We start from the raw sequence: 18953 nt of genomic DNA on the forward strand, positions 1-18953 counted from the left end.
TTCACTTTCCGGTTGCTTTTCTCTTTGGGGTTGTTTCTTCTTCGAGTACCACAAGGGTATTACCCATTCTTTCAGCTCTTTCTGCAGGAATATCGAACATATCTCCCTGCCTGAACTTCATTTCCTTTCCATCGATATCGATAGCAAGGTTTTTCACTTTGACCTGGACCTTGACCATGTTCTCACCTCAGATTGCACTGGTCTTGCAGATGGCTACGTCCTGTTTTATTCTCAGGATTCCAGCACTGTAGACACGACCGTTAAGATCACCTGTGTCTGGATGTTTTGAGTCCACGCCATGCTCTGTCTTGAAATCTGATGTCATGTAGAAGTCGACATAAGGTTCTCCGACGTTCTCTGTTGGGCATACAAAACCTGTGCCTGCTGTTAGTGTGTTGGTACCGAACACCTGTCCACCGTTGAGCATGTCCAGAATATCCGGCATTTCCTTGATACCATTTGCACTACGGCTGGCCATTAGCTGCCTGCGCTGTGTGGTTGCAAGTACCCAGTTGAATGAAAGACTGTCAACAGGAATGCCATCATCGTCCATGAGTTCATAGACACCTGCCAGGGCATCCGTGGCATTGCCATATGTCCCGAAGTCCTTGCTTACTGCATAATCGTTACCGGCTCCCTGGTAAAGTCCATTCATGTCATAATTAGTACCGTCATTGCTGACACCCATCATAATGGCTGCATTCTCTGCCTTTGCTGCCTTGTATGCTGCAGAAATGGAAGATGCTTTATCGACATCCACTCCGCTTCTAAGCCAGCTCTCGTAAATGCGCCTGTCAACTGTGTAGTCCTTCCAGTAAACAGGTATCTTTGAGTTGGTCAGGGATACTTCGATCTTATCTTCGTTCCCGTCCCGGAAACCATATGATACGTATCCGTCACTGACATCGGTGATTTTACCCCAGTCAACAGAGGTTATACCGAATCCCTTCTCCGAGGTCACATGTACCAGTTTCCTCCCAATAAGTGCGTTCCTGAGAGCAGGGACAAGAGAGGAGTCTATTTCTTTTGAGAATGTTGCGAGTGCGTTTGTCATTTTTGTCACCTCATATGAGACTCAGTACTACAATATCTGCAGCAGCTGAGCTTGCATCCACTGATTCCTCAGCGATGGCCACGATCTCGTCTGTTCCGACAATACCGGCTGCAAGCTCTCCATCAGCAGCTGCTTTAAGGCGTGCACCTTTTGTCACGTTCTGACCTGATGCAAGGCTGCCAACGATCAGGAAACTGCCTCCATAGAGGACAGCAGCCATGTCATCCAGTGCGTAGATGGTATCGACGTCAGTGGGCATGAATGCAGGATTGGTCTGCTCGTATCCGAGCCATCCCAGTGTAGCACCAGCTGCAGTGTTCACAACCATATCGTCATCGTTGGTACCTTTCTTGACGAGCCTGCCTGGATACATGCTCGTGGCATTTTCAATCTTAAGCTCCTGTTCCAGAGGACTTCCACCAGCTACGATCTTGTTTGCTGGTTTCACAACGCCTGAGTATGCCATTAGTCCACCACCCATTCATTCTTGGTGCTGTCCCATCTTCCAACGGTACCCATGCCTGTTGAGCTAGGATATTTGACATTCCCAGCCGTTGCTCCGAGCTTTATACTTCCCAGATCCTCTGCAAGCTTTTCGATATCCGCTGCTGACAGGTGCTGGTAATCTTCATCCTTTGTTTCGAGATTCAGATTTTTTCTGGCAGCAGTGAGACTATCCATTGCATGGTCTCTCCTCTGCTCTTCTTTGTATGCTACGATTTTAGCAGTGGCAATCTCATCAGCTTTACTTGCCACCAGCTCCTGCACCTGTTCTAGAGGAACGGATGTGGCCTTGTCCTTTTCATGGGAAGCGACCACCTTTTCGAGATCGGTGACCTTCGTTTCAAGTTCTGCTTTAGCAGCTTTCAGATTCTCTATATCCTTATCTTTGGCTGCATTGTCCTTTTCGAGCTCAGCAAGTTTTTCGTCCGGTGAAGAATCTCCACCGCTGTTAGAATCGTCTTTGTTATCTGTCACAGGATCACCTGATGCGATGATTTTGAATTGATGAATGTTACGTACCGCTACCTTTCCGTCATCGGATGCAGCTACATTCCAGGTTGCCTGCTCCCATGCAGGATTCTGGACAAGGGTAAGGGACCTGGCCTGAACTCCGCTGGCCCAGTTATCATCGATAGAATCGGCCAGAGAATAGACACTCCATGTGTTTTCCCAGGTTCCGTCCTGGATCTTTCTTTCAGCCACGGAGTCGGTTACCGATGCTCTTGCTTTGATCTCCGATCCTTCTCGCCAGGCATCGACAACCCTGCCAATCTCAGCATTAGGATCTTCAGAGAAGTCACACTCGTGGGGAGCATCCCGTGGGCATATACGAAGTACAGAGCCTTTGAGAGAGGAGATGGCATTATCTGCTTCTGAAAATGGAATTCCCCATCCGTTTTTATTTATCTCGCCTAGTGGAAATGCAGTACCTTCAATAGTGATAGCCATCGGCGTTAAAGTACAAATACAACGGGTATAAAAAGATTATACAATTCTGCTCCGTAGAAATCCTCAGTATTCAGCTCAAATGGAAGCAAACAATAATCACAAAAATACTATCTGTTGTGCAATGAATTTGTCATTTATAACTTATGATAATGATGTTAATAGGTTTTTCAATAGCCTTTTTAGTTTTAAATTCATATTAAACATATATCAATCATATCAGCATCAATAAAATGATAGAACTCGACGGAATAGTTAAGAGGAATTAACCATAAGACAGCTGATTATTGCCATTTTGCCAGAATTCTTCGAATTTAGCATGAAGCTCATTTGACAATGTCCTGTCATATATTTTGATCATGCCAAATATTTTATCTACAGAAAGAGGATCATTGACTTCCAATATAACCAGATCCCTGTCGATCAATACAAATCTGTGAGGAGTATCTAAAAGTCTTATTTGCAGACACTTGTTGAGATTCTGCATAACAGATCCATCTTCTGGAGAATCATCCAATTCCCTTAATGCTTCAGAAAGTGCTGGATTTGGATCTATCATCTTGATCTTTATTCCTTTTTTTATTAACGGAAGAAGAGTGTCATGGAACATTAAAGTAAACCTGTCCTTGAAATGTCTGGATTCCATTGATCTTATATTTCTCGGGACAATTACACAAATTTCATTTTCAGCTTCATTGTAAACGCTCCTGATCATTTTCATGACCTCATCAGCTCCCATTGCTGCCGACCAGAAGTGTTGGTCTCTGTCTTCCTGAATACTATAGAAAGACAAAGCCTGTTTTATATTATCTATTGTCTTTCGTAGCGTATCCATTTCTATTTTCATTTCGTTTTCTTTTCTAATGATAAAATCATCAAATGCAATCTTCACCTCTATTGCACGATATTTTTTTGGTCTCGAGCGCTGAACTTCAATAAATCCCATGTTTTCAAGATTTTCAAGAACTGCATATATCTTGCCCATCGGAATCTTTGATTTTTTTGATAGTGCCCTTGCATCTGTAAATCCATCTTTCAATATTGTCAAATAGGCAGCTGCCTCGTATTTATTGAATCCTATATTTCTTAGCAATTGTTCATTTTCCATGTTTAAACCACTTTAAGGTTTATCATCGAGTGAAATTCCAATATATCAACAACCACTTAGTTGTTTATAATTATTATGATATGAAATCCCATATTTTAGAATAAACTTGCAAAATACAGGAGAATACAACAGTGATCTTTACTAAAATAAGTGTACGAAATATCAATGTCCTCATGCTAATTCTATTATTGATCATTACTACTCCGGCTGTCTGCTCTGCAGGGATCAATGGAATTGAAATAAGCGCCATGGAGATCACACCACAACCAGCAGAGCCGGGAGATGATGTCACTCTAAAAATAAGGGTCACAAACAACGGCGTAGAGACGATTGAAGACTTTTCAGTAAAAATAGATGTAGAATATCCTTTCTATCTGAAAAGCGAAAGTAATAATTTCGAGAACAAGAGAATACTGAATGTCGGTTCCTCTGTGGATAATATATATTATCTGACAGTCGATCCAAATGCCATCTCCGGTACATATCCAATAGAATTCGGCATCTATGTCAACGATGTGATACTTAATCCACCAGACAATAATGTTTACGTGCAGGTTGTTGGAAGACCGGATCTTATAATAAAAGCGGATGCTATTGATAATGTTGCACCCGGAGATACTTTTCCTTTAAAGATATCTGTTGACAATGTCGGTACAGGCATGGCTAAGAATGTGAAAGTCATTTCCGAATCTGAAAATATACTGATACTGGGATCTAACATTGAACTGATAGACCGGATAATGCCTGCGGAAACATCAGAAATAGAATATGATTTTATTGCAAAGAACGATCTGGATCCTGATGCACATCAGTTCCCTATTGTACTCAAATATATTGACGAACAGGGTGCAAATTATACTCTGACCTATAATATAGGGATCAATATACTGAACAGAGCAGAGATCGGAATACAGAGTATAAAAGTAAACCCCACACAGATAACTCCTATCGATGAAGTATACATCACCGGAATTATTGAGAATACAGGAACCGGTGATGCAGAAAAGGTAGTTCTGGAATTAGAAAATGAAGACAGAAGCTATAAGTCTTTTATCGGGGAGCTCAGAAGTGACGATGACGCTCCGTTCTATTTCTATATTGACCCCGGTGCTACAGGGAACAAAGATCTCAACATAACCATAAACTACACCGATGATTTTGGTTCATATGAACTGGAACATTCAATACCGATCGAAGTAGAGAGACCCAAGACCAATATAATCCTGGTCATTTCCCTGCTAATAATAATAGCCGTACCGGTAGCTTATATTATCTATAAGAGAAGGCGGGGTGGAAATGGAGACCAATGACCTTAAAGTAATGCTTTTCCTTGCATACAAGAACCTCACTAAAAGCAAGATCACTTTCATGGTCATTGTTGCTGTAATGGCAATGAGTTTTCTCTCCATTACCTTCTTTGCTTCAATAATTGATGGTCTTGGATACGAATTTGAAGAAGGGATGATAAGGGGACAAACCGGACATCTCATGATAGAACCCCAGGAAGATGAACTTTATATTTCAGATTCGGAAGACCTTGTAAAAGATATCCGAAGAATTCCCGGCGTTGTCGGGGTTGCACGAAGACTTGATGCAAGTGCAGTGGCAAGGCATGAAACTATAGAGATAGGAAATCCTGTCCTATTTATAGAACCTGAAAACGAAAAAGACGTATCTGATTACTGGAACAGTATTATTGCAGGTGAATATCTCTCAAAAAGAGATACTGATGAGTTGTTGATAGGAGCAAATTTGGTGAAATCCTATGCCGAAGAAGGAGACACTCAAAAGAGGTTTGATGTAGGTGTTGGAGATAAGATCACATTGAGCTTTAGCAATGGATTCGTAAAAGAGTACAGAATAAAAGGCATATACAAAACCGGGTCACGCTTTGTGGATGACAAAATAATTATCAACTTCAACCAGTACCAGTTGATATTTGGTTCTACAGAAGATATTGCATCTAACCTCCTGATAGCACTTCCTCAAAGAGGCATGGAAGAATCCTATTCAGAACAGATCATCGATCTTGGGGTTAGTGAACAGATAAATAAATGGCAGACAAAGATGGGAGCCGTAAATCAGTTTGTAGGAAGTCTTCAGATAACGAACCAGATCACAGGCACCATCGGACTTCTAACTGCCTTTGCAACGATATATATAATAATATTCATCAATGTCACGAACAAAAGAAAGCAGATAGGGATACTCAAGGCAGTAGGCATTAAAAAGCAAATAATACTGGGGTCGTATGTTTTACAGTCATTGGCCTATGGAATCACAGGAGTAATAATTGGAAATATAATAATGAAGCTGCTGCTTTTACTTCTGTCAATACATCCGCTAAACATGCCAATCGGACCGGTAATCCCAATTCTGACAACTGAAAGACTGATGACAACATCCGCCACACTGATACTGGCATCAATTGTAGCTGGATTTTTCCCATCCAGAAAAGCGGCTGATGAGAACATACTGGATGCAATATTCGGAGGATGAACATGGAAAGAACGATAATCAAGATCGAGCATCTTGAAAGAGTCTATGCCACTGGTGCTGTTAAGACCTATGCCCTCAAGGATATCAGTATTGAAATCGAGGAAGGAGAGTTTGTTGCTATCATGGGGAAGAGCGGAAGCGGCAAAAGCACCCTCTTACATCAGCTGGGACTTCTGGACAAGCCTACAAAGGGAAACATAACCATAGACGGAAATGACGTTATCAACATTTCTGAAAAAGAGAGGACAAGGTTCAGACTCCACGAATTAGGTTATGTTTTCCAGTCATATAACCTGATACCAGAACTTACAGCTATTGAGAATGTATATGTTACACCAATGGCCAGAAATCTGAAAAAGGAAGAGTATGAGAAAATGGCAGAGGAGGTGCTTACTGCAGTTGGACTAAAAGACCGGATGTATCATTATCCTTCTGAGCTTTCCGGAGGACAGCAGCAGAGGGTGTCCATTGCAAGAGCATTGGTCAATAAACCAAAGATCCTTTTTGCAGACGAGCCAACAGCAAATCTTGATTCCGCATCATCCGAGGATGTTATAAATCTGTTCAGGAAATTCAATAAGGAGATTGGACAAACCATAGTAATGGTTACACATGAAAAGGATGAAGGTGAAAAAGCAGATCGGATTATCTGGGTCAAGGACGGATTACTGGATACGGACAAATAGTTCCAAGAACAATACAACGGGTATAAAAAGATTATACAATTAAAAGGGAGACAAGAATACTGAAAAAGAGAACGGAAATAATGTCCAATTTAGGTCACATGATATATATGATACGTGAACGTTTTTACACATAAAGTTCGATTCCCAGTAAGACGGGTTAAGTTTTTTCCTGCTCATCTATCTCAACCAGAATTACCCGAATAGAATTCCTTAAACCAATCAAACGATTGCCAACAACATCCCACACAATCACATAATCGATTCCGAAATAACCATGAGCTAAGCGATCCCGCATACCAGCAATCACTCGCCACGGAATGTAAGAATAAGTTGCTTTTATTTCATCCGGCACATTCTTAGCGGCTTCACCAATGATCTCGATATTCTTCACAACTGCCTTCTGGGTTTTCCTATCGTTGAGAAAGTCGGTGAAGTCCATTCCTGAAGTGAACTCTTCGATCTCATCAATCGCTTCAACAATATCAGTTAAAAATAACCTGTACTCACGCATGAAAACCGCCTCATGCGTGCGCATAAACCACTTCTGAATAAATCCTGTTCTTCAATTCATCCCTTACGGCACGTTTGGAGATGATATCTACCTTTGACTCGAACTCTTCTTCAAGAAAAATTCCAAGGGCTGAGAGATCAAAAAGATCCGCACCTTTTTCAAACCCAACAAGGAAGTCAATATCGCTACCGGTTTTGTATTCATTCCTTACTACCGATCCAAAAAGGCCTATTTCCTTTACCTTATAGTTCTTTTTTAAGTCCGGAAGCAGCTCATCCAGTCTTCCCAGAATAATATCCCTTTTGATCATATCGATTCCCTTATGAGACCTCTGATACACATTTTGGAGGGTCTTTTATATTATTGCTTTGGTTGGTATTGTCTGACTACTTCCATGAGTTCATTCATGAGAATAGACAGTATTTCAACTATTAGTTTAATAGATATTAACAGATTCTAATAGTTTATTTTTAAATACCCTAAGCTAGTATGGATACCTTCAAACCATCCTCCATCATCAACCTCTTCTCAATATCTTTATCTAGGATGAACTTAGAAATCCGATATTTCTCATTGAACTTGTCAATGTTCTCGAAAGCTTTCTCCACAACTTTCTCATCGGCCAGTTCTTTGAGAAACATACCTTCCTGATTCATCTGATGAAAAAAATCACGGTTTTCAAACTTTACATCAGGATTTATATCTCGGGTAATAGGCACTGGTTTAAGTCCAGATCTGCAATGATGATGCAAAGGAGGCCTATACAGATCAAGCAAATCAGATCCTGTTGAAAATATCGTACCGTGTAAGGTCCTGCACTGATTGCTAGTTCGATCATCAAATTCAGCATCGAACTCAACATATTCCACACCACGTTGTCGATACCTGTAAACAGTTGTATGGGTGGCGACATCTGCAGTGAACGTCCTGGCAAATCTAACTGCCTTGTATCGCTCCCCTTCCCAGAGTTCTGTTATTCTTTTGGCCAGCTGGTTGGGGTGCATTGTATAGATTGCTTCATCTTTGAGCATCTGGACGATAGATTCTACAACATTATCTGCCAGCTCTGTGGATATCCTCACAGCTTCTTCTGTTAGTACATATGAATCTTCGATTGCAGCTGCAGAAATTTCCTTCAGTTGATTGTCAGCATACAGCAACGATTGTTTGATAATCTCGGTGATGATATTATCCAGTTGCTTAACATAGGTATTTGATCCAAATTCCCTACGGACATTGTGGATAAGCTCTCGCTGATAGTCCACGGTCTTTAATCTGAATGCTCTCTTCATGGTTCGCTCTAAAAGGGGGATAAGCTTCTTCTCGACCCGGATCAGTTCTGGAGATTTCAGGAGTGACATTATATCGCCTGCTTATGGAATATTCGTGAAACACAAAGCAACGAAAGCAAGAATAAGTAACCAGGTCACAGTTGCAACAAGAACAAGGCTGTTCTTATGCCTGATCATTCACCTTCCACCGGGAATCCTCCCCATTTGAGAAGCTGCTCTCTTGTGAGAACTCCACTATTGTACCATTCTATCACATCACGGGATTCCAGCTGTGGCCGGCTAAGCTCCTCGAACTCTATCCAGACAGAATCTTCCGCCTTGTTCATGAGTCGAAGGCGCATATTGATGGCACTGTTAGCAATATTCCGGACAATATGCTGCAGACCTTCCAGGACAACCATACGGTCCTCTTCGGATACATATCCGGCAGCATAGGTAGATCCTTTTGTATCGCCCATGCTAAGAGGGGACTGCAACAAGCCTATTTGGATATCTGTTTCCAGTGATTTCTTGAACGACATAACATCTAAAGACCCCTTTGCATCCACTGGAATAACATCCAGACCCACTGCAGCAATATCCTCGTTCTCAGAGAGGTACTTGTGCTCGTCAAGCCAGGCATCTATGACATTCTGTGCATCCTCTATGCTGACGATCTCCTGCTCGACCAGCTTTTCCAGAAGCTTGAAGTCGATAAGATACCTACCATTGCCATATTTCTTAACAAAAGAAACGTATCCATGGTTGATGTTCAGCAAGTTCCGGATACTGAGCTCAATAGGTTCCATCATTGAAGCCCCGTAAATGCCGTATGTATCTCTCTTGAGAGGATCCTTTTGAACAGTGTCCCAGGCATTGTAGGATCCGCAAACCACATCACTGATCTTCAAGATCTTTCTTTTGGCCTTGTCACTTTCATTGATAACGACGGATCCAGTGGGGGGTGTGAGGATTTCTTTAGGGTTCATTTCGCCAACAGTAAAATCCTCTGGAAGAATAGTTGTGTTTTGCATGAGCAGAGGTATCAGAGAGAATGTTTCTGTGTTCCCGTTGGGTAGTGCCACATATGTTCCGTCCCTGCAGAGAAGCCTGGCAAGTGTCTGCACCTGCTCAAGGAAGTTGACCTTACTGGACCATCGCTCAAAATCTTTAATGATCTTGGAACCGGTTCCATCAAACTGCATGCCTTTTACCAGGGAAAGTGCCAGTTTGTTCAAAGATGTGGAAACATGTGGAGTGCAGGTTGAAAGCTGCTGGTAATATTTGAACCGGCTATCAGTGTCAAAGTTCTGGTATCCTCCAAACTTGGTAGATGTGTCTGTTCTTTTGACACCTGCGGATGCCATGAGAGTAATCGGCTTAGTATGTGGGTCATTGATTGTGGCATTCAGACGGACCATTATACCTCACAGATGGTTCTTGATTAGAGTCTTTGCTTCTGCAGTGGTAATCTTACCGTCTTCCAGTGACTGCAGAACTTCGTAGACAAAAGATTTCTTCTCTTCTGCGGTCTTGTTCTTCCACCAGAGCTTTGCCCTTATGACTATGCCTGCACCAATTCCCACCAGGAAGGTTACTGCTTCGGTAGCATATGATTCTATCATGTTTTTCTGCTCCTTGGCTCATGTTGGCCACACCACTCATTTGAGGGAACTACCGGAAACCCTGCCTTCGCAACAGGAGACTCACGTCTGCAAAAACCATATGTAATTGCCGTTGGTTTGAAAAAAGTGCATGTAGAACAGGTATCACTCATGCAGTGGAATCAGAATGCAGCAACTATATAAGTTTAATACACTTTTTTGGGGAGAAAAATTTACGGCTCTGCAGAAATTTTATCAAAACGAACACATTGATTTTCAACGATTTCTACAGAGCCAAAAAAATTAACTTACATCATTTTAGTCTGCTCTGCTTGACGTGGTACCTTTACCACAAGGAAACGGAAGAGGCTGTCACTTTCATTCATGAGCCTGTGAGGAATCTTTGCAGGACTGTCAACCAGCATATCTTTTGTGATGGTCTGGTGCTCATCACCGATCTCTACAATACCTTCACCCTCTAAGACATAGAAGAACACATCCACAGGAGTGGAATGCTTTTTTAAAGCCTCACCTGGTTTTAGTTGCATGTGCATTACTTGGGCATGCTCGGTGTCGTAGAGCTTATGCACAGTCACTCCATGTGGATTATCTTTCTTCTCTGCATCTTTGTAATTTGTTATTATCATATATTCACGTCCTTAAATAGAATGAAATCAAGAAATCATTTTATTAATTATCTTCCAGCAAAAAGATTTAAAGAAGGACCTTAAGGTCCTCTTCAACTGTTGAGTTAGGTCTAATATTGAAGTTCTCGACAAGGACATTGAGAACATTTGGTGAAACAAATGCTGGTAGTGTAGGACCGAGCATGATATTCTTGACACCAAGGCTCAGCAGTGCAAGCAGTACAAGGACTGCTTTCTGTTCATACCATGCTATGTTGTATGATACCGGCAGGTCGTTGATATCATCAAGTCCGAAGGCTTCGGCAAGTGCTTGTGCGATGACAACCAGTGAATAGGAGTCGTTACACTGGCCTGCGTCGATCACCCTTGGGATTCCACCAATGTCGCCAAGATCAAGCTTGTTGTAACGGTATTTTGCACACCCTGCTGTAAGGATGACTGTGTCCTTTGGAAGAGCTTCTGCAAAGTCAGTGTAGTAACTTCTTTCCTTGTGTCTTCCGTCACATCCTGCCATTACAACGAATTTCTTGATCTGTCCGCCTTTTACAGCCTCGATGATCTTGTCGGCAACAGAAAGTGCTGATACATGACCAAAGCCACCCATGATAGTTCCTTCTTCAAGCTGCTGCGGTGGCTGGCATGTCTTTGCCTGTTCAATGATGGTAGAGAAATCCTTAGCTCCGTCCTCACCTGCGTTAATGTGAGTGACGCCGTCAAAACCAACTATTCCGGTAGTATAGATCCTGTCGATGTAGCTCTCCTTTGGAGGAACGATACAGTTAGTGGTCATGAATATGGAACCATTGAACTTTTCGAACTCTTCCTTCTGCCTCCACCACGAACCTCCGTAATTACCTACGAAGTTATCGTATTTCTTAAAAGCAGGATAGGAATTTGCAGGGAGCATCTCACCATGTGTGTAGACATCGACACCTGTTCCCTGGGTCTGTTCCAGAAGCTGTTCAAGGTCACGCAGATCATGTCCACTGATAAGTATACCTGGATTGTCCCTGACACCTATGTTGACTGCTGTTGGCTCAGGGTTTCCATAAGTAGTAGTATTTGCTTTGTCAAGCAATGCAAGGGTAGAGACACCCATTGAACCACATTCAAGTACCATTGGAACCAGTTCATCGACACCCATCTCATCATCCATTGTTGCAAGAAGTGCCTTCTCGAAGAATGCCATGACCTCGTCGTCCTTGTAACCAAGGACATTTGCATGATGGGCATAGGCTGCCATACCTTTGAGACCATATGTGAGAAGTTCTCGGAGGGAGCGAATATCCTCATTCTCGGTCCTCATGACACCAGTGTTCATATCTGCCAGATTTGCTGGTGTGACCTTTGCCATTACAGGTATTTCCTCTCCTGCATTTGGACTTGCACCGAGGAGTTTCTCCTTTATCCATTTCGGGAAGGATGAACCGGACTTCTCATTGATGACCTTTGAATCCAGGAGTTTCTTTTTGATGCCGTCCTTTATCTCAAAGCCTTCGTTGATAAGCTTTTCAAAGTCAGCTTTGCTGAAGTTGGTATTTGTAACTGTGGCAAAAAGCCCATCGAGGATGAACTGATCGGTCTTTGCATCATTCAGGTTGTTGGCTCTTGCCTTTGAGTTATAGAATGCAATGCTTTTCAGGACATATATCAGGTCATCCTGAAGGTCTGCAACTTCACCTTTCTTTCCACATACTCCGTTCTTTGTACACCCGGAGGCATTCAAAGTTTCTTCACATTGATAACAGAACATTTTATTCACCATGCTTCTTATACGTGATATCTTTTCGATACTGCCATATATGGGATACTTGCATATAAGGAGAGGAGTTTCCAAGTGGATATCTACAACGTAGGCTAATTAACCTAAACATTTACTTGGTAGATGTCACAAAATAGGCTCATTAAACCAAGGTTTATCCTTTGTTTGCCAATGTTCTTTATACAAAGCTGAATTCTCAGACAATTTAGTCTACGAGGCTTCCAACGATTTCATATCCTTCAAAAACCTCTTCTCCATGTGGAGATTCATCCATTTGTTCGGTAAGATCAATACCACCTTCATGATCATAGTGTTCCCCATCTGCCCATGAACTGCTTTCAGTCACATCATACACTTTCCCATAACAGGCAATATATATTTCTTTATTCTGTTTGCCATCATACTTTAAAAGTTCCTCTCTGCTAAAATTTCTCACAAATATCACACCAGTTTGTTCATCTTGTATGTTTTTTGATTAAAGGATTAAACAGATATTTTTCATCATATGTATTTCAATACACGACGGCCATATTACCATATCGAAAACAACAATTGATAATTTTTATGCCCCACTGACTACTATCAATATATGTTACGCAATACTTATTATTTTGGTGTTCTTGGTATACCAGCGTAAAGCTTCAACTTCTCTATCACAAACTCCACAGCCTCTTCCATCTGCTTTTCTCTGAAATCGTTCTGCATTTTCGAGCAATACTCCACAGATTGATCAATCTTGTCAATGATACTGTGTTCAAAATGACGACATCTTTATATTGTTGTTGACTCAACGTGAATTATGAACCTTGAAAACGATCCTAAATGCATATCAAAAACGAGATGCATTCTGTATACTATTTTCCTCTTCATTCTTGCAGGTATCTTTGAAATAGGAGGAGGATACCTTATATGGCTATGGCTGCGTGAAAATAAAGAAATTACTTTTGCTATCTTAGGAGCAGTGGTCTTGTTTTTGTATGGTATAGTTCCAACTTTTCAGCCATCATATTTCCACCGAATATATGCAACATACGGAGGCATTTTCGTGGTCATGTCTCTTGCCTGGGGTTGGATTTTCGATGGTACGGTTCCTGATACCTATGACATGGTCGGTGCAATGATGATACTTGTTGGAGTTGCAATCATATACTACTGGCCTAGGAAAGGTGAGAATTGATGGTTGATATTGCAATATCCGTGGCGCTCTTCTTCCTTGCAGCATTGTTCGAAATTGGTGGAGGATACCTTGTTTGGTTGTGGCTACGTGAGAACAAGGGGTTGAGTGTTGGGCTTCTTGGAGGAGTTGTCCTTGCTATCTATGGGGTCATTCCTACCCTTCAACCTGCACATTTCGGAAGGGTATATGCCGCTTACGGAGGGATATTCATCGTTTCATCCCTTATCTGGGGATTTGTAGTCGACAAAAAGAACCCTGACAGGTACGAAATAATTGGTGCATTGATAGCTCTTGTGGGGGTCTTTGTTATGTTCTACATACCAAGGTGAGTGAAGCAGTTAGCTCAACCTGCCTCTTCCTTAGATTGTTCTGCATCTTTGAGTAATACTCCACATGAAGAAGAATGCTGAAGTTGATAAAACTTTTACTTTGAATTCACATGTATGGGAATGGTTGGAGATGTGTGAACGATAGTCCTTAAATGAGGAATTTTACAAATTCTAAATTTGATTCTCTTTTAACAGATTTATTTGATGGTATATGTGGCGAATCAATTCTTCAAACTTATTAATTTCGGATAGATAGTTCTCATACGTCTGAAGTTTAATTTTTTGTTCCTGAGTAGTTGCATTTTCTTTGTATGCCTCTATTAAGGGAGTTATTTTCGTCTTTGCAATGTTCAATTCAGTTTCAAATCCATTTCTGATTTGCGTAGCAAAAGCATCTATCAGGTTTTTTTCCATATACAAATATGTCTTGCGAGATCCTGGCTTGGATATCCTTTTTATGCTCCAAAATTGTTCTATATTTTTAACTTTAAGACTAATGGAAGCAAGACTATATCCGGTTCTTTGTGCTAGTTCCTCCATACTTATTTCATTAGATTCAAAATTAAGTATCGATAGAATCTGTGCAGTGATATCATCGACTCCATATCCTTTAAAAATCTCATGACCAATGTCAATTATCTTTTCTTCAATATCACTCATTTTTTTCACTCATGAATCAGATATTTTTATAAATATTGAAAACAAATAATCAGGCTGATACCAGCTTTAATCCTCCAATACCTATGGCAATTAATCCAATAAAGAATATTCGTGTTACACTCATTGACTCATTGAAAAGGAATATCCCCAGTACTGTTGTTCCAATAATACCAATACCTGTCCAAACTGCATAAGCTGTTCCTACAGGCAATGTCCTTAAAGCTCTTTCCAATAGAGACATGCTTAAAATCAAAGTAATAAACGTAAATGCCATTGGATAAAATCTTGTTAATCCATCACTGTATTTTAATCCGATTGCCCATCCGGTTTCAAATAATCCTGCAATTATTAAATATATCCATTCCATGTTTATCAGTTTCGCAGCTTTTAATAATTATTAAAACTTATTGAAGCATAATTAGTATAAAGATATTTTGGAAAGAGAAGTCATTTAGTTCATAGATAACAAAGAATGAGGTATTTAGTAACATGTTCAGAGAAATGCGTAGAAAAAAACAAGAATTATCTTTAGAGGATAGTGTAGCCATACTTAATAAGGCAACATCAGGTGTTTTTGCTGTATCAGGGGATAATGATTATCCATATGCTGTTCCGCTTAGTTTCGTATATGATAATTCCAGAATTTATTTCCATTGTGCCAAAAACGGTCATAAGTTAGATGCGATTGCAAGAAACGAAAAAGTTTCCTTTTGCGTTATTGACTATGACAATGTTGTGCCGGAAAAATACACCACCTATTTTAGAAGTGTAATTGTATTCGGTAAAGCCCGTATTTTAGATAATCATGAGGAAAAAATGAAAGCCATTGAAAAACTGGCGGCAAAATACTCACCTAATCATGAAGAAGGAAGGAGGAGAGAAATAGATGACCAATTCAAGCAATTGTGTCTTGTTGAAATTGAGATTGAACGCATGACAGGCAAAGAAGCCATTGAACTTGTCAGAATGAAGAAAAAATAACGATATAAGTTGTATAAGCACAAATCTCTTACTATTTTTTTAAGAGTTCCTTTTTTCTTGTTAACTATCTCTCCTCTTAAAAGTGCGAAGCATCTAATGCGAACATCTACACCAACTTCTTCAGTTTAAGTTTCTCTATCACAAGCTCAGCAGTCTCTTCAACCTGTTTCTCTCTTAGATTGTTCTGCATTTTTGAATAATACTCCGCAATAAAGTCCACTGCCTGGCTCTTGTTGCAGTCCTGCTCTTTCATTACCCTGTGAAGTACTGCGGTCGTATTCTTGCTCACGGTTGCATAGAGTTTTGGTCTCATAATTACCTCGGTCTTGTTTTGATAAGTGCTGACATGTTCAGTTTCTGTGGTCCGTACCTTGATTTACTAAGCTCCGACAAAGCCCATACAAGTGCATCCACTCTGTCCGGACTACTTCCTTCTCCCGGAACCCAGTCACACATCTGGTCCTCGAGAGCAGGGAAAGATCCCACGTGGTGCACTTTACCTTGCTCATACAGAGCACTGATAGGCTCGGCCCTGGTCTGCTTTCCCCTGCTGGCTCTTACTGATCTGTAGGAAACATTAGGATCGATTGTCCTGAGTGTATACTCCACGAGCTCACCACCGTTGTTCACTTCCCCGATGACTCTGTCTCCAGAATGCTTATAATAGGCTGCAATGATCTCTTGGGCCCACTTCTTCGGTGTTGCATGAATGGTATAGTCTCCCAGGACATAGTATTCTCCACGTTCATCCACAGCTGCAACAACTATGCCGGTGTCTGCGGAAGTGTCGCTGGACGTGACCGCCGGGTCCACACCAACCACAATGCGTAGAAGATTGGGAACTTTGGATATTCTTGCATCCTCTATCATCTTCCTGGTCCAGAGTGCATCCGGGTTGTCGTCCAAGATTTCTGCATTGAGTTCCTGTCTTCCCAGTCGTGTTCCTTCGTATCTGCTTATGATCACATCGATGAAAGCTGGTGCCAGGTTGGACAGATTCTCGTAGGTGGATCCTCTTGTAACATGGGTGCTGGAATCGTTCAGGATGTTCTTGACTAGTGGAATTGGCCTGGGTGTTGTGGTGATAGCAGCTCTTGGATCATCTCCAAGTCTTAGGCCAAACTGCAGCATGTCCCAGGTTTTTTCCGGGTACTTCCAGGCTGCAATCTCATCACACCAGGCAGTGTCGTGCTGGGGACCTCTCAACCTGTCCGGTTCCTCGGCACTGAAAAGCAAAGCAATCGCACCGTTGGGCCAGGTAAGCCTGCGTTTGGATGGCTCGTAGACCGGTCGGTTCCATGGAGGACAGACTGATAATATTCCAGATTCTCCTTCAACCATTGTATCCCTGGCATCTGCAGCAGTAGGAGCCACCAGAGCTATCCTGCGAGCCATGCCTGACTCTACCCTGTCCCGGATCCATTCACCCCCGCAGCGACTTTTCCCGAAACCTCTCCCTGCGAGCAAAAGCCAGTACCGCCAGTCACCTTCTGGAGCAAGTTGATTAGGCCGGGCCCAGAACTTCCAGTCATATTCCAGTTGCTGGATCTCGTCGTCGCTAAGATCACTCAGGATCTTCTGCCACTCTGACTCTGGCAGCAATGCTATTGATTCTGCCATTGATCTTGTCTCGTGTTTCATCAATGTTTATCTCAACGTTGTTCTGAGTCATATTGATCTCAACTTCCCGCTTAGCAAACTCTGCAGGACAGCTGCGCTCGAGCCACCATGCTGCAGCCTGCCAGGAATGAGCAGCTGCCTTCTGGATAATGGCAACGTTCCTGGCAACTGCCTCTGCCCTTGCCTTCTTGACGGCGTGGTAGAACTCGAAATACTGGCCGGATTTGGCAGTCTCTCCTTTCTTCATCCAGTCGTAGTAGGTGACAGATGCAATCCCCACCGCATCACAGGCATGGATCACAGGAACCCCGGACTTGAGGAGTTTGATCAGCGGTTCGGATATGTCTATCATCTTTATGCTTCCCTTTTTTCTTCCCATGTGAAATCCTCTCCATTTCGTTTCAGTTCACGGTTGCCGGTCAAGTTGACATATCTTTGAACGATGACATCGGCATACCGTGGATCGAGCTCACTGGTGTAGCATACGCGATTGAGTTGATGTGACGCAATTAGTGTCGTGCCAGAACCACCGAACAGGTCCAGTACAATACCCTTCTGCCGGGAGGAGTTGCTGATGGCATTCGCGACAAGGGCCACTGGCTTTGTGGTTGGGTGAAGCTCAGAGGCAGAGGGTCTTTCGAATTCCCAGAGGTCGGATTGCTTCCTGTCCTCTACCTGGCACAGCCTTGGTGCACCGTCCTTCCAACCGTACCATATGGGTTCGTACTGGGTGTGGTAGTCCTTCCTAGAGAGGACAAGCCTGTCCTTGGCCCAGATTATCGTGCTGCTCCAGTGGTAGTTGTTTTCCTTCAGGGAAAGCATCATGTTCCCCCATTCCTGAGCCGACATCACTACATAGGTCGGACATCCGTCCTTTGAGAACTGGTTCATACAGCTGAAGCTTGCCATCATGAACTCTTTGAAGTCTTCAGTTGTCATGGCATCGTTCATTATGCTTCTCTGCTTCCAGGAAGGATGTTTTGTCGCTCCGTAGTTCACATTCCATGGCGGGTCTGTGAATACCATATCTGCTCTATTCTCCCCCATGAGCTTGGCCACCTGGTCTGGGTCGGTGCTGTCCCCACAAAGTAAGCGGTGATTCCCCAGCTCCCAGATATCTCCTGGAACCGTCACAGCTTCCTCCGGAACCTCCGGTGGTTCATCCTCTGTGACCTCGACAGGTGTTATCGATTCAAGCAGACCGTCCACATCGTCCAGCGTGTAACCGATTGCCTCGAAGTCGAAGTCAGGGATCTCCGCGATCTCCTGCAGCAGCTTTGCCAGGGTCTCGGTATCCGTCTCCGCCAGCTCGGCCAGCCTGTTATCGGCGATGACGTAGGCCACAGCCTTCTCGTATGGCAGGTCGAGGGTTATTACGGGAACCTCGGTAAAGCCCAGCTCAAGGGCAGCCTGAAGCCTTGCGTGACCGGCTACGACCATCTTGTCGGCTGTGATGAGGATAGGGTTCGTCCATCCAAACTCAGAAAGTGACTTTTTAAGTGCTGACATCTGATTCTCAGGATGTCGTTTCGGGTTGTCGGCAAAAGGCTTCAATTCACCAACGGGAATAGTAATGACTTGCATTTTTCGTACCT

The 18953-nt window shown here is 42.5% G+C and carries 25 protein-coding genes; 6 read left to right on the forward strand and 19 right to left on the reverse strand.

The annotated features are described in order from the left end of the window. Position 1: 1 nt before the first annotated feature. The 5 genes from RE474_RS04200 to RE474_RS04220 form a co-directional block, all read right to left on the reverse strand. The gene (locus RE474_RS04200) at positions 2-178 is read right to left on the reverse strand and encodes a hypothetical protein (RefSeq protein ID WP_309311727.1); all 177 of its coding nucleotides are present in this window, start codon (positions 176-178) and stop codon (positions 2-4) included. Positions 179-187: 9 nt separating this feature from the next. Next, positions 188-1054 (reverse strand): encapsulin, encoded by an 867-nt coding sequence (locus RE474_RS04205; protein ID WP_309311728.1) that lies wholly within the window; start codon positions 1052-1054, stop codon positions 188-190. Positions 1055-1064: 10 nt separating this feature from the next. Then, positions 1065-1520 (reverse strand): structural cement protein Gp24, encoded by a 456-nt coding sequence (locus RE474_RS04210; protein ID WP_309311729.1) that lies wholly within the window; start codon positions 1518-1520, stop codon positions 1065-1067. Next, positions 1520-2506 (reverse strand): hypothetical protein, encoded by a 987-nt coding sequence (locus tag RE474_RS04215; RefSeq protein ID WP_309311730.1) that lies wholly within the window; start codon positions 2504-2506, stop codon positions 1520-1522. Before RE474_RS04215 ends, RE474_RS04210 begins: the two co-directional genes overlap by 1 nt. Positions 2507-2768: 262 nt before the next feature. Continuing rightward, the gene (locus RE474_RS04220) at positions 2769-3611 is read right to left on the reverse strand and encodes a TrmB family transcriptional regulator (protein ID WP_309311731.1); all 843 of its coding nucleotides are present in this window, start codon (positions 3609-3611) and stop codon (positions 2769-2771) included. A 131-nt stretch (positions 3612-3742) separates the two neighbouring features. Here RE474_RS04220 and RE474_RS04225 point away from each other — a divergent pair, with 131 nt between their 5' ends. Genes RE474_RS04225 through RE474_RS04235 form a run of 3 tightly spaced genes read left to right on the forward strand, consistent with a single transcriptional unit; the run spans position 3743 to position 6796 of the window. After that, entirely contained in the window at positions 3743-4921 is a 1179-nt protein-coding gene (locus RE474_RS04225; RefSeq protein WP_309311732.1) for a COG1361 S-layer family protein, read from the forward strand. Further along, entirely contained in the window at positions 4908-6110 is a 1203-nt protein-coding gene (locus RE474_RS04230; RefSeq protein ID WP_309311733.1) for an ABC transporter permease, read from the forward strand. The genes RE474_RS04225 and RE474_RS04230 overlap by 14 nt, the downstream gene beginning before the upstream one ends. A gap of 2 nt (positions 6111-6112) precedes the next feature. After that, positions 6113-6796 carry an ABC transporter ATP-binding protein gene (locus tag RE474_RS04235; protein ID WP_309311734.1) on the forward strand — a complete coding sequence of 228 codons (684 nt, stop codon included), beginning with the start codon at positions 6113-6115 and terminating at the stop codon, positions 6794-6796. A 157-nt stretch (positions 6797-6953) separates the two neighbouring features. Here RE474_RS04235 and RE474_RS04240 read toward each other — a convergent pair whose 3' ends face one another. From RE474_RS04240 to RE474_RS04275, 8 genes are all read right to left on the reverse strand, one after another. Then, on the reverse strand, positions 6954-7331 hold the full coding sequence (locus RE474_RS04240) for a HepT-like ribonuclease domain-containing protein (protein ID WP_309311735.1): 378 nt from the start codon (positions 7329-7331) through the stop codon (positions 6954-6956). Next, positions 7318-7617, reverse strand: coding sequence for a nucleotidyltransferase family protein (locus RE474_RS04245; RefSeq protein ID WP_309311736.1), 300 nt, complete (start codon positions 7615-7617; stop codon positions 7318-7320). The genes RE474_RS04240 and RE474_RS04245 overlap by 14 nt, the downstream gene beginning before the upstream one ends. A 169-nt stretch (positions 7618-7786) precedes the next feature. Continuing rightward, complete coding sequence (locus tag RE474_RS04250; protein ID WP_309311737.1) at positions 7787-8668, reverse strand: minor capsid protein; 882 nt, start codon at positions 8666-8668, stop codon at positions 7787-7789. Between the two features lie 104 nt (positions 8669-8772). Further along, positions 8773-9999, reverse strand: a complete 1227-nt coding sequence (locus tag RE474_RS04255) for a hypothetical protein (RefSeq protein WP_309311739.1) — start codon at positions 9997-9999, stop codon at positions 8773-8775. A gap of 6 nt (positions 10000-10005) precedes the next feature. After that, complete coding sequence (locus RE474_RS04260) at positions 10006-10203, reverse strand: hypothetical protein (protein ID WP_309311740.1); 198 nt, start codon at positions 10201-10203, stop codon at positions 10006-10008. A 287-nt stretch (positions 10204-10490) separates the two neighbouring features. After that, a complete protein-coding gene (locus tag RE474_RS04265) occupies positions 10491-10829 on the reverse strand; it encodes a cupin domain-containing protein (RefSeq protein ID WP_309311741.1) in 339 nt (112 codons plus the stop codon). Positions 10830-10896: 67 nt separating this feature from the next. Further along, positions 10897-12582, reverse strand: a complete 1686-nt coding sequence (gene hcp, locus RE474_RS04270) for a hydroxylamine reductase (protein ID WP_309311742.1) — start codon at positions 12580-12582, stop codon at positions 10897-10899. Between the two features lie 214 nt (positions 12583-12796). Then, the gene (locus RE474_RS04275) at positions 12797-13027 is read right to left on the reverse strand and encodes a cytochrome b5 domain-containing protein (RefSeq protein WP_309311743.1); all 231 of its coding nucleotides are present in this window, start codon (positions 13025-13027) and stop codon (positions 12797-12799) included. 363 nt (positions 13028-13390) lie between these two features. Here RE474_RS04275 and RE474_RS04280 point away from each other — a divergent pair, with 363 nt between their 5' ends. Together RE474_RS04280 and RE474_RS04285 are read left to right on the forward strand one after the other, a co-directional pair. After that, positions 13391-13768 (forward strand): YnfA family protein, encoded by a 378-nt coding sequence (locus RE474_RS04280; RefSeq protein WP_309311744.1) that lies wholly within the window; start codon positions 13391-13393, stop codon positions 13766-13768. After that, on the forward strand, positions 13768-14097 hold the full coding sequence (locus RE474_RS04285) for a YnfA family protein (RefSeq protein WP_309311745.1): 330 nt from the start codon (positions 13768-13770) through the stop codon (positions 14095-14097). The genes RE474_RS04280 and RE474_RS04285 overlap by 1 nt, the downstream gene beginning before the upstream one ends. Positions 14098-14268: 171 nt before the next feature. On the opposite strand, the gene RE474_RS04290 is transcribed toward RE474_RS04285, so the two are convergent. Further along, complete coding sequence (locus RE474_RS04290) at positions 14269-14757, reverse strand: GbsR/MarR family transcriptional regulator (protein WP_309311746.1); 489 nt, start codon at positions 14755-14757, stop codon at positions 14269-14271. A gap of 49 nt (positions 14758-14806) precedes the next feature. After that, positions 14807-15124, reverse strand: a complete 318-nt coding sequence (locus RE474_RS04295) for a DMT family transporter (protein ID WP_309311747.1) — start codon at positions 15122-15124, stop codon at positions 14807-14809. A gap of 122 nt (positions 15125-15246) precedes the next feature. Between RE474_RS04295 and RE474_RS04300 the strand changes: the two genes are divergently transcribed. Further along, a complete protein-coding gene (locus RE474_RS04300; protein ID WP_309311748.1) occupies positions 15247-15738 on the forward strand; it encodes a pyridoxamine 5'-phosphate oxidase family protein in 492 nt (163 codons plus the stop codon). Positions 15739-15844: 106 nt separating this feature from the next. On the opposite strand, the gene RE474_RS04305 is transcribed toward RE474_RS04300, so the two are convergent. Genes RE474_RS04305 through RE474_RS04320 form a run of 4 tightly spaced genes read right to left on the reverse strand, consistent with a single transcriptional unit; the run spans position 15845 to position 18942 of the window. Beyond that, a complete protein-coding gene (locus RE474_RS04305; RefSeq protein ID WP_309311749.1) occupies positions 15845-16051 on the reverse strand; it encodes a hypothetical protein in 207 nt (68 codons plus the stop codon). A gap of 2 nt (positions 16052-16053) precedes the next feature. Beyond that, positions 16054-17358, reverse strand: coding sequence for a DNA-packaging protein (locus RE474_RS04310; RefSeq protein ID WP_309311750.1), 1305 nt, complete (start codon positions 17356-17358; stop codon positions 16054-16056). Beyond that, positions 17303-17659 carry a hypothetical protein gene (locus tag RE474_RS04315; RefSeq protein ID WP_309311751.1) on the reverse strand — a complete coding sequence of 119 codons (357 nt, stop codon included), beginning with the start codon at positions 17657-17659 and terminating at the stop codon, positions 17303-17305. The genes RE474_RS04310 and RE474_RS04315 overlap by 56 nt, the downstream gene beginning before the upstream one ends. A 53-nt stretch (positions 17660-17712) precedes the next feature. Next, a complete protein-coding gene (locus tag RE474_RS04320; RefSeq protein ID WP_309311752.1) occupies positions 17713-18942 on the reverse strand; it encodes a site-specific DNA-methyltransferase in 1230 nt (409 codons plus the stop codon). Positions 18943-18953 lie beyond the last annotated feature (11 nt).

The sequence above is a fragment of the Methanolobus sediminis genome (genome assembly GCF_031312595.1).
Taxonomy (GTDB): Archaea; Halobacteriota; Methanosarcinia; order Methanosarcinales; family Methanosarcinaceae; genus Methanolobus; species Methanolobus sediminis.

Coding starts and splice junctions, on each gene's coding strand:
- RE474_RS04320 (WP_309311752.1), bottom strand. CDS start 18,942: ATGCAAGTCATTACTATTCCCGTTGGTGAATTGAAGCCTTTTGCCGAC.
- RE474_RS04235 (WP_309311734.1), top strand. CDS start 6,113: ATGGAAAGAACGATAATCAAGATCGAGCATCTTGAAAGAGTCTATGCC.
- RE474_RS04310 (WP_309311750.1), bottom strand. CDS start 17,358: ATGGCAGAATCAATAGCATTGCTGCCAGAGTCAGAGTGGCAGAAGATC.
- RE474_RS04220 (WP_309311731.1), bottom strand. CDS start 3,611: ATGGAAAATGAACAATTGCTAAGAAATATAGGATTCAATAAATACGAG.
- RE474_RS04260 (WP_309311740.1), bottom strand. CDS start 10,203: ATGATAGAATCATATGCTACCGAAGCAGTAACCTTCCTGGTGGGAATT.
- RE474_RS04210 (WP_309311729.1), bottom strand. CDS start 1,520: ATGGCATACTCAGGCGTTGTGAAACCAGCAAACAAGATCGTAGCTGGT.
- RE474_RS04300 (WP_309311748.1), top strand. CDS start 15,247: ATGTTCAGAGAAATGCGTAGAAAAAAACAAGAATTATCTTTAGAGGAT.
- RE474_RS04295 (WP_309311747.1), bottom strand. CDS start 15,124: ATGGAATGGATATATTTAATAATTGCAGGATTATTTGAAACCGGATGG.
- RE474_RS04200 (WP_309311727.1), bottom strand. CDS start 178: ATGGTCAAGGTCCAGGTCAAAGTGAAAAACCTTGCTATCGATATCGAT.
- RE474_RS04290 (WP_309311746.1), bottom strand. CDS start 14,757: ATGAGTGATATTGAAGAAAAGATAATTGACATTGGTCATGAGATTTTT.
- RE474_RS04230 (WP_309311733.1), top strand. CDS start 4,908: ATGGAGACCAATGACCTTAAAGTAATGCTTTTCCTTGCATACAAGAAC.
- RE474_RS04265 (WP_309311741.1), bottom strand. CDS start 10,829: ATGATAATAACAAATTACAAAGATGCAGAGAAGAAAGATAATCCACAT.
- hcp (WP_309311742.1), bottom strand. CDS start 12,582: ATGTTCTGTTATCAATGTGAAGAAACTTTGAATGCCTCCGGGTGTACA.
- RE474_RS04255 (WP_309311739.1), bottom strand. CDS start 9,999: ATGGTCCGTCTGAATGCCACAATCAATGACCCACATACTAAGCCGATT.
- RE474_RS04215 (WP_309311730.1), bottom strand. CDS start 2,506: ATGGCTATCACTATTGAAGGTACTGCATTTCCACTAGGCGAGATAAAT.
- RE474_RS04240 (WP_309311735.1), bottom strand. CDS start 7,331: ATGCGCACGCATGAGGCGGTTTTCATGCGTGAGTACAGGTTATTTTTA.
- RE474_RS04250 (WP_309311737.1), bottom strand. CDS start 8,668: ATGTCACTCCTGAAATCTCCAGAACTGATCCGGGTCGAGAAGAAGCTT.
- RE474_RS04245 (WP_309311736.1), bottom strand. CDS start 7,617: ATGATCAAAAGGGATATTATTCTGGGAAGACTGGATGAGCTGCTTCCG.
- RE474_RS04205 (WP_309311728.1), bottom strand. CDS start 1,054: ATGACAAACGCACTCGCAACATTCTCAAAAGAAATAGACTCCTCTCTT.
- RE474_RS04305 (WP_309311749.1), bottom strand. CDS start 16,051: ATGAGACCAAAACTCTATGCAACCGTGAGCAAGAATACGACCGCAGTA.
- RE474_RS04285 (WP_309311745.1), top strand. CDS start 13,768: ATGGTTGATATTGCAATATCCGTGGCGCTCTTCTTCCTTGCAGCATTG.
- RE474_RS04280 (WP_309311744.1), top strand. CDS start 13,391: ATGAACCTTGAAAACGATCCTAAATGCATATCAAAAACGAGATGCATT.